The organism is Halobacillus sp. H74 (assembly GCF_052246715.1).
Classification (GTDB): domain Bacteria; phylum Bacillota; class Bacilli; order Bacillales; family Halobacillaceae; genus Halobacillus; species Halobacillus litoralis_A.
On record NZ_JBQQCI010000004.1, the window covers coordinates 419,788 to 432,027 of the forward strand.

Annotated in this window: 12 protein-coding genes; all 12 read left to right on the forward strand. The window is 44.2% G+C overall.

Translation table 11 applies throughout. From position 1 onward, the window contains the following. The first annotated feature begins 34 nt into the window (after window positions 1–34). The 12 genes from uvrB (at window position 35) to ACTWPX_RS11360 (ending at window position 12,211) form a co-directional block, all read left to right on the forward strand. Window positions 35–2,014, forward strand: coding sequence for an excinuclease ABC subunit UvrB (uvrB, locus tag ACTWPX_RS11305; protein WP_443119857.1), 1,980 nt, complete (start codon window positions 35–37; stop codon window positions 2,012–2,014). A gap of 7 nt (window positions 2,015–2,021) precedes the next feature. Beyond that, window positions 2,022–4,898, forward strand: coding sequence for an excinuclease ABC subunit UvrA (gene uvrA, locus ACTWPX_RS11310; protein WP_443119858.1), 2,877 nt, complete (start codon window positions 2,022–2,024; stop codon window positions 4,896–4,898). 67 nt (window positions 4,899–4,965) lie between these two features. Next, a complete protein-coding gene (locus ACTWPX_RS11315) occupies window positions 4,966–5,337 on the forward strand; it encodes a YojF family protein (protein ID WP_128526000.1) in 372 nt (123 codons plus the stop codon). After that, a complete protein-coding gene (bshB2, locus tag ACTWPX_RS11320) occupies window positions 5,330–5,989 on the forward strand; it encodes a bacillithiol biosynthesis deacetylase BshB2 (RefSeq protein WP_443119859.1) in 660 nt (219 codons plus the stop codon). Before ACTWPX_RS11315 ends, bshB2 begins: the two co-directional genes overlap by 8 nt. Before the next feature lie 109 nt (window positions 5,990–6,098). After that, window positions 6,099–7,133, forward strand: coding sequence for a DUF4097 family beta strand repeat-containing protein (locus ACTWPX_RS11325; protein ID WP_443119860.1), 1,035 nt, complete (start codon window positions 6,099–6,101; stop codon window positions 7,131–7,133). A gap of 30 nt (window positions 7,134–7,163) precedes the next feature. Then, window positions 7,164–7,517, forward strand: a complete 354-nt coding sequence (locus ACTWPX_RS11330) for a phage holin family protein (protein ID WP_443119861.1) — start codon at window positions 7,164–7,166, stop codon at window positions 7,515–7,517. 238 nt (window positions 7,518–7,755) lie between these two features. Then, window positions 7,756–8,688 (forward strand): HPr(Ser) kinase/phosphatase, encoded by a 933-nt coding sequence (gene hprK / locus ACTWPX_RS11335; RefSeq protein WP_128526004.1) that lies wholly within the window; start codon window positions 7,756–7,758, stop codon window positions 8,686–8,688. Between the two features lie 14 nt (window positions 8,689–8,702). After that, entirely contained in the window at window positions 8,703–9,536 is an 834-nt protein-coding gene (gene lgt / locus ACTWPX_RS11340) for a prolipoprotein diacylglyceryl transferase (RefSeq protein ID WP_443119862.1), read from the forward strand. A 13-nt stretch (window positions 9,537–9,549) separates the two neighbouring features. Next, complete coding sequence (locus ACTWPX_RS11345; protein WP_443119863.1) at window positions 9,550–10,506, forward strand: nucleoside recognition domain-containing protein; 957 nt, start codon at window positions 9,550–9,552, stop codon at window positions 10,504–10,506. Further along, on the forward strand, window positions 10,481–11,119 hold the full coding sequence (gene ppaX / locus ACTWPX_RS11350) for a pyrophosphatase PpaX (protein ID WP_443119864.1): 639 nt from the start codon (window positions 10,481–10,483) through the stop codon (window positions 11,117–11,119). Before ACTWPX_RS11345 ends, ppaX begins: the two co-directional genes overlap by 26 nt. 4 nt (window positions 11,120–11,123) lie before the next feature. After that, a complete protein-coding gene (locus tag ACTWPX_RS11355) occupies window positions 11,124–11,654 on the forward strand; it encodes an acyltransferase (RefSeq protein WP_443119865.1) in 531 nt (176 codons plus the stop codon). Beyond that, window positions 11,651–12,211 (forward strand): glycerol-3-phosphate responsive antiterminator, encoded by a 561-nt coding sequence (locus ACTWPX_RS11360; RefSeq protein ID WP_128526009.1) that lies wholly within the window; start codon window positions 11,651–11,653, stop codon window positions 12,209–12,211. The genes ACTWPX_RS11355 and ACTWPX_RS11360 overlap by 4 nt, the downstream gene beginning before the upstream one ends. Window positions 12,212–12,240 lie beyond the last annotated feature (29 nt).

Genomic DNA, 12,240 nt, shown 5'->3' on the forward strand with positions numbered 1-12,240 from the left:
AAATAAGAACTAGTAAGGAACGGAGGTTTTCGTCGTGGAGGGGAACTTTGAATTATTTTCACATTTTTCACCTGAGGGGGATCAACCGCGAGCGATAAAGCAGCTCGTTGAAGGGATCAACCGTGGGGAAAAGCATCAGACGCTACTAGGAGCCACTGGTACAGGAAAGACATTTACGATGTCGAACGTCATTGAACAAGTGAACAAGCCGACGCTGATCATTGCTCATAATAAAACGTTGGCCGGTCAATTATATAGTGAATTCAAGGAGTTTTTTCCGAATAACGCCGTTGAGTATTTTGTCAGCTATTATGACTACTATCAGCCGGAAGCATATGTGCCGTCCTCGGATACGTTCATAGAAAAAGATGCGAGCATCAATGATGAAATTGATAAATTGCGTCACTCTGCTACATCCTCATTATTCGAACGTAATGATGTCATCATTGTCGCCAGTGTTTCTTGTATTTACGGTCTGGGTTCTCCCGACGAATACCGCAGTCAGGTTCTATCGATAAGAACGGGAATGGAGAAAGATCGTGATGAACTTCTGAGGAATCTTGTTGATATCCAATACGCAAGGAATGATATCGACTTCCAGCGCGGAACGTTCCGTGTCCGAGGAGATTCCGTAGAAATCATCCCAGCTTCCAGAGAAGAACACGCCATGAGAGTGGAGTTTTTCGGAGATGAAATAGACAGGATCCGTGAAGTCGACGTACTCACTGGAGAAGTTGTCGGAGATCGTGAGCATGTCGCTATTTTCCCGGCTTCCCACTTCGTCACCCGTGAAGAAAAATTGAAAAAAGCGATAAAAAATATAGAAAAAGAGTTAGCTGTTCGCGTGAAGGAATTGCGTGATCAGGATAAATTGTTAGAAGCTCAACGGATTGAGCAGCGTACCAATTATGATTTAGAAATGATGAATGAGATGGGCTTCTGTTCTGGTATCGAAAACTATTCTAGGCATTTGACTTTCCGTGAAGAAGGAGCGACTCCTTACACGTTGATGGACTATTTCCCTGAAGATTCTCTCATCATGGTCGACGAGTCCCATGTCACCTTGCCTCAAGTAAGAGGGATGTATAACGGTGACCGTGCTCGTAAACAAGTGTTGGTAGATCATGGTTTCCGACTTCCTTCTGCTATGGATAACCGCCCGCTCATGTTTTCAGAATTTGAAAATCATATTAATCAAATAGCTTATGTATCAGCAACACCTGGACCTTACGAAATTGAACATACACCGAAGATGATTGAACAAATCATCCGGCCGACAGGATTGCTTGACCCTGAAATTGAGGTCCGGCCGATTCATGGCCAAATCGATGATCTTGTAGGAGAAATCAATAAACGCAAAGACAGGGATGAACGAGTCCTTGTAACGACATTGACGAAGAAAATGTCTGAGGATTTGACCGATTATCTGAAGGAACTTGGCATCAAAGTCGCCTACTTGCATTCGGAAATCAAAACGCTTGAGCGTATTGAAATCATCCGTGACTTACGCGTCGGAAAATACGATGTCCTTGTAGGAATCAACTTGTTACGAGAAGGAATCGACATTCCGGAAGTATCGCTTGTCTCCATCCTCGATGCGGACAAAGAAGGTTTCTTAAGGTCTGATCGCTCGCTGATCCAGACGATTGGACGTGCTGCGCGTAACGAAAATGGACGAGTGATTATGTATGCAGATAAAATCACCAAATCAATGCAGTTTGCGATTGATGAAACTTATCGACGTCGTGAAAAACAAATCGCTTACAACGAAGAACACGGCATTACACCGACCACGATCAAAAAAGAAGTGCGTGATGTCATCAAAGCGACAGCTGTTGCGGAAGAAGAGGGAGATTATGAGCTAGGCAAGAAGCCATCAGAGATGACGAAGAAAGAACGTCAGGAATTCATCGATAATATGGAAACAGAAATGAAACAGGCAGCGCGCGATCTTGATTTCGAACGTGCCGCTGAACTACGTGACATTTTGTTGGAACTAAAAGCGGAGGGATGATTAGAGTATGGCCAGTAAACATATCAGTATCAAAGGAGCACGGGCTCACAATCTGAAAAATATCGATATCGATATCCCGAAAAATAAACTGGTCGTCATGACTGGTTTATCCGGTTCAGGAAAATCATCACTAGCTTTCGACACCATTTATGCAGAAGGACAGCGTCGTTATGTGGAGTCCCTGAGTGCTTATGCAAGACAGTTCTTAGGTCAAATGGATAAACCGGATGTAGACTCGATCGAGGGTCTGTCTCCGGCTATTTCCATCGACCAGAAAACGACAAGCCGTAATCCACGCTCAACAGTCGGGACAGTTACCGAAATCTTTGATTACCTGCGGCTTTTGTTTGCCAGGATCGGAAGGCCGACATGTCCGAAACATGGAGTGGAGATCAGTTCTCAAACTGTCCAGCAAATGGTCGATCGTGTGATGGAATATCCAGAACGGACGAAGCTTCAAATCCTTGCTCCTGTCGTCTCCGGTCGTAAAGGAGAGCATGTGAAAGTTTTTGAACAACTTCAAAAAGAAGGGTATATCCGTCTGCGAGTTGACGGAGAAATGCGGGAGATTTCCGAGGAAATATCATTAGAAAAGAACAAAAAACACTCGATTGAAGTCGTCGTCGACCGAATTGTTGTGAAAGATGGAGTCGAAGGCCGTCTTAGTGATTCGATAGAAACTGCATTGAATCTCGGTGGCGGTCATACGATCGTTGATGTGATTGGCGAAGAAGAGTTGAAGTTCAGTGAACATCATGCATGTCCGATCTGCGGCTTTTCAGTGAGTGAACTGGAACCAAGAATGTTCTCATTCAACAGCCCTTATGGTGCATGTAATCGTTGTGACGGCCTTGGCACCCAACTTGAAGTTGACATCGATCTTGTCATCCCGGACTGGAGCAGATCTTTGAACAAGCATGCGATTGCCGCCTGGGAACCACAAAGCTCACAATATTACCCTCAACTACTGAAAAGTGTAGCAGATCATTATGGAATTGATATGGACAAGCCGTTCAAGGATTTGCCGGAAGAGCATAAAGAACGTGTGCTTTACGGAAGCGGCGATGAAAAGATCCACTTCCGCTATGAAAATGACTTTGGAAAAGTGAGAGAAAACGAAATTTTCTTCGAAGGGGTCATTCCGAACATTTCCCGCCGCTACCGTGAGACTAGTTCTGATTACATCCGGGAACAAATGGAAAAGTATATGGCTCAAAAACCATGCCCGAAATGTAAAGGAAACCGTCTGAATGAGGAAGCTCTTTCCGTGCTGATCAACGGGAAACACATCGGTCTCACGACAGATTACTCAGTTACAGAAGCTAAGGAATTCTTCGAGTCTCTGGAACTCACTGAAAAAGAAGAAACGATCGCTCGAATGATTTTAAAGGAAATTTGTGAACGTTTAAGTTTCTTAGCTAACGTAGGTCTTGATTACCTGACCTTATCCCGCTCAGCAGGTACACTTTCAGGTGGGGAAGCACAGCGGATTCGTCTGGCTACCCAAATCGGATCAGCTTTGACCGGCGTTTTGTATGTGTTGGATGAGCCGTCGATCGGTCTTCACCAACGCGACAACGATCGTTTGATCAATACGCTGAAACGGATGAGGGATCTGGATAACACACTGATTGTTGTCGAGCACGATGAAGATACGATGTTGGCTGCCGATTATTTAATTGATATCGGACCTGGAGCAGGAGCGCACGGGGGAGAAATTGTCACACAGGGAACCCCTAAACAAGTAATGAAGAGTCGTACTTCCTTGACCGGGCAATATTTATCAGGCAAGAAATTCATTCCGCTGCCAGCTGTACGCAGGAAGCCAGATGGCCGATACTTGTCCATCCGAGGAGCGGAGGAGAACAACTTGAAAAACGTTGATGCAGATATTCCTCTGGGACTGTTCACAGCGGTAACTGGTGTTTCTGGTTCTGGAAAAAGTACGCTCATCAACGAAATATTGTATAAATCTTTATCCATGAAACTTCATAATGGTAAGCGAAAACCCGGCAAACATAAAACGATCGAAGGGATCGATCAGCTTGATAAGGTCATCGACATTGACCAGTCTCCGATCGGCCGTACACCACGGTCGAACCCGGCTACGTATACAGGCGTGTTTGACGATATCCGTGATGTTTTTGCTCAAACGAACGAAGCGAAAATCCGTGGTTATAAAAAAGGGCGTTTCAGCTTTAACGTCAAAGGCGGACGTTGTGAAGCCTGCAGGGGAGACGGAATTATCAAGATAGAAATGCACTTCCTGCCAGATGTGTATGTCCCTTGTGAAGTTTGTGATGGGAAACGATACAACCGGGAAACGTTAGAAGTGAAATATAAAGGGAAAAGTATTGCAGATGTCCTTGGGATGACCATTGAAGAGGCGTTGGACTTTTTTGCAAACATTCCTAAGATCAAACGTAAATTGCAGACAGTGGCAGATGTAGGGCTGGAATATATCAAGCTAGGTCAGCCGGCGACAACGTTGTCCGGCGGTGAAGCACAGCGCGTGAAGCTGGCAAGTGAATTACACCGTCGTTCCAATGGCAAGTCCTTCTACATTTTGGATGAACCGACGACAGGTCTTCACGTTGACGATATTTTCCGTCTCTTGAATGTATTGCAGCGTCTTGTGGAAAATGGTGACTCTGTATTGATCATCGAACACAACCTCGATGTGATCAAAGAAGCAGATCACATTATCGACCTCGGTCCTGAAGGGGGAGATAACGGTGGGCGGATCATTGCCGACGGCACACCGGAACATGTCGCTGAACAGGAAATTTCCTATACAGGCCGTTATTTGAAACCAGTATTAGAAAGGGATCGAAAACGGATGGAGGAGAAAATGAATACACGGGAAGAAGTAGCGCAAAAGTAGATGTTTTGACGCTGACCTTCAAATTGAGTATCGTTTTACACAGAAAGGTTTGATGGGGGGACTAGTAATGGAAGCGATCATACAAGAAAATGTTCAAAATAAAATCGATCGATTAGCGAACAAGAAAGTTTATGTTCATTTAGAAACGACAAACGGTGCCTATGCCAGTCACTTTGATGAAAATGCTTATAATGTGGGTGCTTTTATCCGTAACGCTCAAGTGGAATTCCAACACGGGAAAATCGTCAGCACAGGAGGTTCTTATCGTGTAGGTCTGAAACTGGATCTTGGCTGGGTTTACGCTGAAGGTGTGACGGACTACGAAATCGATGATAAGGATCGTCTGTTGATGGCTGGCCACGATAGGGAAGGGCGATTGATGGTGGCATTGGAAATCAGTGAAACGCCTTTTTCTCATGAGGCTGATCCAGATGAGTAAAGAAAATGTCGTAGTCATTTTTCCACACCCAGACGATGAATCATTCGGTGCTTCCGGAACGATATCTAAGTTCCGTGATGAGGGTGCTTCCGTCACATATTTGTGCGGGACCCTCGGGGAAATGGGAAGAAATATGGGAAATCCGGTTTTCGCTAATCGGGAAACCCTTTCTTCTTTCCGGAAAAAAGAGCTTCAAGACGCTGTGAAGCAACTGGATATTGATGTAGAACTGTTAGGCTACCGTGATAAAACTCTGGAGTTTGAACCCCGTGACCAAGTCGCCGAGCATTTGAAGGAGAAGATTGAAGCTTTGAATGCCACGATTGTTATTACACATTACCCTGGTTACGCGGTCCATCCGGATCATGATGCTTTAGGGGCTGCAGTAGTAGAAGCTGTTGAGAATATCGAGTCCTCAAAACGTCCCGCCTTATGGATGCATGCAATCTCCAACAATAGTGAAAAAGATCTTGGGGAACCGGACATCGTTTATGATGTAAAACCTTACTGGGAGCGGAAATTGGCAGCAATCAAAGCCCACTTATCCCAGGCAGACGGAATGATGAGCTTGATTGAAAACCATGATCAGACAGCTGCACAGTTGGAAAGGTTAAAGACTGAACGTTTTTATCGATATACATTTACAACCTGATTGACTTACACCCTGGAAATGACTAGCTTGTCTTTTTCAGGGTGTTTTTTGGTTTTTGAATCTTTAAAGTAGGGAATAACGTAAATGGATATAAAGGAGCTGATTTTTTATGAATGAAGAACGTATGAAAATCCTGCAGATGATTGAAAAAGGGACGGTTAGTGCCGAAGAAGGCGCTAAGCTGCTCTCTTCAGTTGAAGAGGAACCTGGTAAGGGCAGTGCTGCTCAAGAGGATAAGAAGAAATATGGCCTCAAAAATTTCCTTGGCGATGCTGTGGAGAAAATCAAGAATTCCGATTTTGATTTATCTTTTGGTGAATACGTAGAATTCGATCATGAAACCGAACTGGAGCCAGCTGACTTTCATGATGCGGATTTTTCCATTGCTAACGGTTCATTGGAAGTTCATACATGGGAGAAGAATTATGTGAAGGCCACATCCCATGTGAAAGTATATCAAGTGGAAAATGAGGAAGAAGCCCGACAAAGGTTTCACGACGATGTCCAATTTGAAATCAATAATGATCTGCTGCGTTTAGCAAGTCCTTCTAAAAAAATCAAAACGAATGTGGAACTGTTTTTACCGAAAAAATCGTACACTTTTGTGAAGTCTAAATTGACGAACGGACCTTTGCATATGGATGGGTTGAAGAGTGAGCACTTTCAATTGAAAACATCCAATGGTCCTGTCGAGCTCAGTAATGTTTCAGGGGAAACGTGTAAACTTGAAACAGGAAATGGAGCCATTACGTTGACCAATGGTGTGTTCGAACAATGCTATGCTGATACGATTAACGGAGCGATCACCCTTGGTGGAGCCTACAGCAAAAGTGATGCCTCTGCAGTCAGTGGCAGCATTACAGTCAACCATACTGGTAACAGAGCCCACACCGGTTTTTATAAAACGACTACAGGCAGTGTGAAAGTTTCTCTACCGACTGAGAAAAAAATCGATGGGGTATTGCGTACAAAAATGGGTAGTCTATATTGTAAACTCGATAATTACAAGATTCTCAATGATAAAAAAGAAGTTATGAACAAACTATTGGAATTTGAAGCATACGAACAATTTGAGGATGCATATCATATAGAAGCAGAGACGAAGACAGGATCTGTGACGGTCAATCCTCCAGTGCAACTGTGATTGTCCATGAGAAGAAGGCAGGTGTAAGTCATGAAAAATTGGTTATTGCACATAGTAGTCAACGCTGTTGCGATCATTGCTGTCGGAGCTTTGTTCGCCTCCGTCAGTATTGATGGAATCGGCGGGGCACTTTTAGCTGCCCTCATTCTATCTATATTGAATGCGATTGTGCGGCCGGTTCTTGTAATTTTGACTTTACCGATTACGATTTTATCGCTCGGTTTATTCTTATTCATCATTAATGCCATCACTCTTTGGCTGACAGATCTCCTCTTGGGAGGTACCTTTGATATCGATGGTTTCGGAATGACGATAATATCCGCAGTCATCATTTCCATGATCAACCTGATATTGAACAGTTTAATCAAAGACATGAAAAAATGACTTTTGAATGCCGTACAGGAGCCATCCTTCTGTACGGCATTTCTTTGGTTTATCGAAGTTTGTAACCGGACGGTTCAATTTCAGCAAGTCCAATCCTCGATATCGTAGCGAAACCTAAGTATTTTGAAGCTGCTTGAGCTTGTTTACTCAATGATATATGATGCACCTACTATCCAAGATTATATGAAAACGTGCTACAATAGGGGACAGTGATTGATGAATGAGGAGGTTGTTAAATATGAGCAAGGTCCGTACGCAAGATTTGTTGACACAGTTCGCACTTGAGTTAGTTGCTGGAGAAGACGGTGTCCACCGTGAAATACATATGAGTGATATTTCTCGCCCAGGTGTAGAAATGACCGGGTATTTCAAGTTTTATCCGAAAGACCGTCTCCAATTGCTGGGGAAAACAGAACTCTCATACTTTAATGAATTGACGAAGGAACAGCGTAAGGAACGTGCTGAGAAACTTTGCACAGATGTTACGCCTGGAATCGTTATTACACGGGGAATGGATATTCCTGAAGAGTTGTATCATGCTGCAAATGAAGCAGGGGTTCCACTTATGCTGTCGCCTTATAAAACGACACGTGTGATCAGCCGCCTGACGAATTTCCTTGAAACGAAATTCGCTCCATTTACAGCAATCCATGGTGTTCTTGTCGATATCTATGGGATTGGAGTTTTAATTACGGGCCAGAGTGGTGTCGGTAAAAGTGAGACAGCATTAGAACTAGTGAAGAGAGGCCATCGTCTTGTAGCTGATGATAGTGTGGAAATACGGCAAGAAGATTATGATACATTGATTGGAAACAGTCCGCCATTGATTGAACATCTTCTGGAAATTCGCGGGCTTGGCATCATTAATGTGATGACATTGTTCGGTGCAGGAGCAGTACGTAGCTATAAACGTATTACCCTTGTCATCAATCTTGAGTTATGGGATAAAAATAAACAATACGATCGTCTTGGATTAGAAGAAGAGACTATGAAAATCATGGACGTGGAAATCCCGAAAGCGATCATCCCTGTCCGACCAGGCCGTAACCTTGCTGTAATCATTGAAGTTGCAGCGATGAACTTCCGTTTGAAACGGATGGGTGTAAATGCTGCGGAAGAGTTTTCGGAACGTTTGACTAAAGTGATCGATCAAGATCAGAACAATGTGTAAGGGAGGAATTCATTATGACTTGTACACCTGAACCGTTAAATCCGGTCTTCCTCCAACTTGGTCCACTCTCGATTTATTGGTACGGGCTTATCATCGCGACAGGGGCTTTCTTAGGTCTGTGGATTGCGACTAGAGAAACAGAGCGCTTGGGATTGAAGAAAGACTATATGGTAGACATTGTCGTCTATGCTATTCCGGCAGCCATCATCTGTGCCCGTTTGTATTATGTGATTTTTGAATGGGACCGGTACGCCGGAGGGCCATGGTGGAAAGTGTTTGCTGTGTGGGAAGGTGGCATTGCCATCCACGGAGCTTTGATCGGGTCTGTTTTGACAGCTTTGATATATACAAGAGTAAAAGGATTGTCATTCTGGCAAATGGCGGATATCGCTGCTCCTAGTCTTATCTTGGGTCAAGCGATTGGCCGCTGGGGGAACTTCATGAACCAGGAAGCTCATGGGGGGCCTGTTTCAGAGTCGTTTTATAATAACTTCATGCAGTATTTACCTGGATTCATCAATCAGCAAATGTGCATAGATGGTACTGTCTACCATCCGACATTCTTATATGAATCGTTATGGAATATTGTTGGGTTCATCTTATTGCTCGTCCTTCGCCACAAGTTCAACCCTCGTCGAGGAGAAGTGTTCTTGAGCTATGTCATCTGGTATTCTGTTGGACGTTTTTTCATAGAAGGGATGCGTACAGACAGTTTGTATTTGTTCGGTGAAATCAGAACGGCCCAGTTCATTTCTATTCTTCTTGTTGCCGGTGCCATTGTATTGATGGTGTATCGCCGCAAGAATGGGGTGGCGAATAAATATTATAGCGGAAAGAAAGTAAAATAAGGGAGCATGTATCATGAAGGGCATATTACAAAGAGGAATCAAAAAAGGGGTCGATCTCACATGGACGCTTGGGAAGGTCATTTTTCCAGTGACATTGATCGTAACCATCTTACAATTCACGCCGATTTTGCCCTGGGTGATGGAGCGGCTGGAACCGATGATGGGGTGGCTTGGTCTATCTGGAGAAGCAGCTGTTCCTCTTGTTCTCGGTAATTTTTTGAACCTTTATGCAGGTATCGCGGCGATAATATCCTTTGAGTTTACTGTAAAGGAAGTTTTCATTTTAGCGATTATGATGTCTTTTTCCCACAACTTGCTGATAGAGTCGACGGTGGCCAAAAAAGTCGGGGTCAGCTGGTGGTTTGTTGCAGGGGTTCGTTTAAGCCTTGCTTTCATATCGGCGGCAGCCATCAATTTCTTTTGGAAAGGTGGAGGAGAAACCGCTAAGTATGGGTTCACTCCAGAGAAAACGGCAGATCCTGAAGGATGGACTGAGATCATCTTCCAAGGTTTGCAGACGGCTTTCATGGGGATAATCCAGCTTGCCTTGATTGTTATCCCTTTGATGATTTTCATGCAGTATTTGCGGGAAAAAGGATGGTTGGACCGTTTTTCTGAGTGGGTTGCGCCGGCGACGAAATTTCTCGGTATGGAGCGTAACACTTCGATGACATTAGTGGCCGGACTGACCATCGGCCTTGCTTACGGGGCTGGTTTGATGATTCAAGCGGTAGAAGAAGATGGAGTTTCGAAAAAGGACATGTACTTAGCATTGCTTTTTCTCGTTTCTTGTCATGCTGTCGTTGAGGATACACTTATTTTCATCCCGCTCGGTATTCCGGTTTGGCCGCTTCTTCTCATCCGATTATTGACGGCAGTCGCATTGACAGCAGCCGTCGGTTTCATTTGGAATAGACTACAACAGAAAAGAAAGGATACATCTAATGAGCATACGTACCATTCTCTTTGATTTAGACGGGACGTTGATTGATACCAATGAATTGATCATCGCTTCCTTCACACATACGATTGAGCAATATTCCGACAGACCATATGAGCGGAAGGAAATACTCGATTTTATCGGTCCTCCTTTGAGGGATAGCTTGAGTAAAGTGAATCCGGCGAAAGTGGAAGAGATGATTGTAACTTACCGTAAACATAACATCGAGAACCATAACAGTTATGTTAAAGCATATGACGGTGTCGTTGAAACGATCAAAACTTTGAAAAAGCAAGGCTACCGACTTGGGATCGTGACAACGAAAATGCGTAACACGGTGCAGATGGGCTTGGAACTGACAGGGCTGGACGGGCTGTTTGAAACAGTGATTACACTTGATGATGTAAAGAATGCAAAGCCACATCCGGAACCTATCGTCAAGGCGTTGAGTCATCTTGATTCCCAAGCATCGGAAGCATTGATGGTCGGAGACAATACTCACGATATTGAAGCAGGTCAAAATGCAGGAACGAAAACTGCCGGTGTCGCTTGGACGATCAAAGGCAGAGAAGTGTTGGATAATCTTAAACCTGATTATATGCTGACACATATGAGTGAGCTAGTAGAAATTACAGGGGGATGACCTTATGAGAAAAACGGAGCGCTATCCAGTAAAGGGAGCTAATTCCTTATGGCACATTTATAAGACGGTGCCGTTTTTCAAAGTGGTCAAAAACTTCGTCATCATCCAACTGGCTCGCTATACACCATTCCTAGCCATGAAAAACTGGTTATACCGTACCTTTCTCCACATGAAAGTCGGGGATCAGACCGCCTTTGCGCTCATGGTCATGGTCGACATCATGTTTCCGGAGAAAATCAAAGTCGGACGCAATGCCGTGATCGGATATAATACAACGATTCTCGCTCATGAATATTTGATTGAGGAATTCCGCCTTGGCGATGTCATCATTGGGGATGAGGTATTGATCGGTGCCAATTCGACGATTTTACCTGGAGTGACTATCGGAGAAAAAGCTGTAGTATCGGCGGGGACACTCGTGCATAAGAATGTCCCGCCGGGGGCTTTTGTAGGTGGCAATCCAATGCAGGTGATTTATACGAAAGAACAGATGGAAGAGCGGAGAATGCATCAGGGAAAGGGTGGAAGCTTGTGACGTTGAGCCAGTCAATTTTGCCCGCCGTGAAGAAGATAAAAGAGTTTGAGGCATTGTTGGATAGTGAGACAGATTATATCATCCTTTTGGAAAGCCGCTTAGGACTCTTGAGAAAACTTGTAAAAGTTGGCCAAAAAGCCGGAAAGAAAATCTTCATTCATGTCGATTTGATCCAGGGCCTGAAGGCAGATGAATACGGGATGGAATACCTTGGGCAGGTGGTGAAACCTGATGGAGTCATTTCGACGAGAGCCCATGTGATTCACCAGGCGAAGAAATACAATCTCCTTTCAGTGCAGCGGTTGTTTTTAATAGACAGTCAGGCCATTGAACATAACGTGAAGATCATCCAAAAGACAAAGCCGGATTTCGTTGAAGTTTTACCTGGCATATTACCGGGTATGATAGAAGAGATAAAGGACCGTGTAGGAGTTCCTGTCATTGCCGGAGGATTGATCCGGACAGATGCAGAGGTTGATCAAGCCCTTGCTTCAGGAGCTGCCGCAGTCTCTACTTCACGATCTGATTTGTGGCGCTTTAACAACGAGAATACATAATCACCTTTCGTGAATGAGGCTGACGGATC

Bases quoted from the DNA above. Each gene is read 5' to 3' on its own strand.
- bshB2 (WP_443119859.1), top strand. From the start codon at position 5,330: ATGAGTAAAGAAAATGTCGTAGTCATTTTTCCACACCCAGACGATGAA.
- ACTWPX_RS11330 (WP_443119861.1), top strand. From the start codon at position 7,164: ATGAAAAATTGGTTATTGCACATAGTAGTCAACGCTGTTGCGATCATT.
- ACTWPX_RS11345 (WP_443119863.1), top strand. From the start codon at position 9,550: ATGAAGGGCATATTACAAAGAGGAATCAAAAAAGGGGTCGATCTCACA.
- uvrA (WP_443119858.1), top strand. From the start codon at position 2,022: ATGGCCAGTAAACATATCAGTATCAAAGGAGCACGGGCTCACAATCTG.
- ppaX (WP_443119864.1), top strand. From the start codon at position 10,481: ATGAGCATACGTACCATTCTCTTTGATTTAGACGGGACGTTGATTGAT.
- ACTWPX_RS11355 (WP_443119865.1), top strand. From the start codon at position 11,124: ATGAGAAAAACGGAGCGCTATCCAGTAAAGGGAGCTAATTCCTTATGG.
- ACTWPX_RS11315 (WP_128526000.1), top strand. From the start codon at position 4,966: ATGGAAGCGATCATACAAGAAAATGTTCAAAATAAAATCGATCGATTA.
- ACTWPX_RS11325 (WP_443119860.1), top strand. From the start codon at position 6,099: ATGAATGAAGAACGTATGAAAATCCTGCAGATGATTGAAAAAGGGACG.
- lgt (WP_443119862.1), top strand. From the start codon at position 8,703: ATGACTTGTACACCTGAACCGTTAAATCCGGTCTTCCTCCAACTTGGT.
- hprK (WP_128526004.1), top strand. From the start codon at position 7,756: ATGAGCAAGGTCCGTACGCAAGATTTGTTGACACAGTTCGCACTTGAG.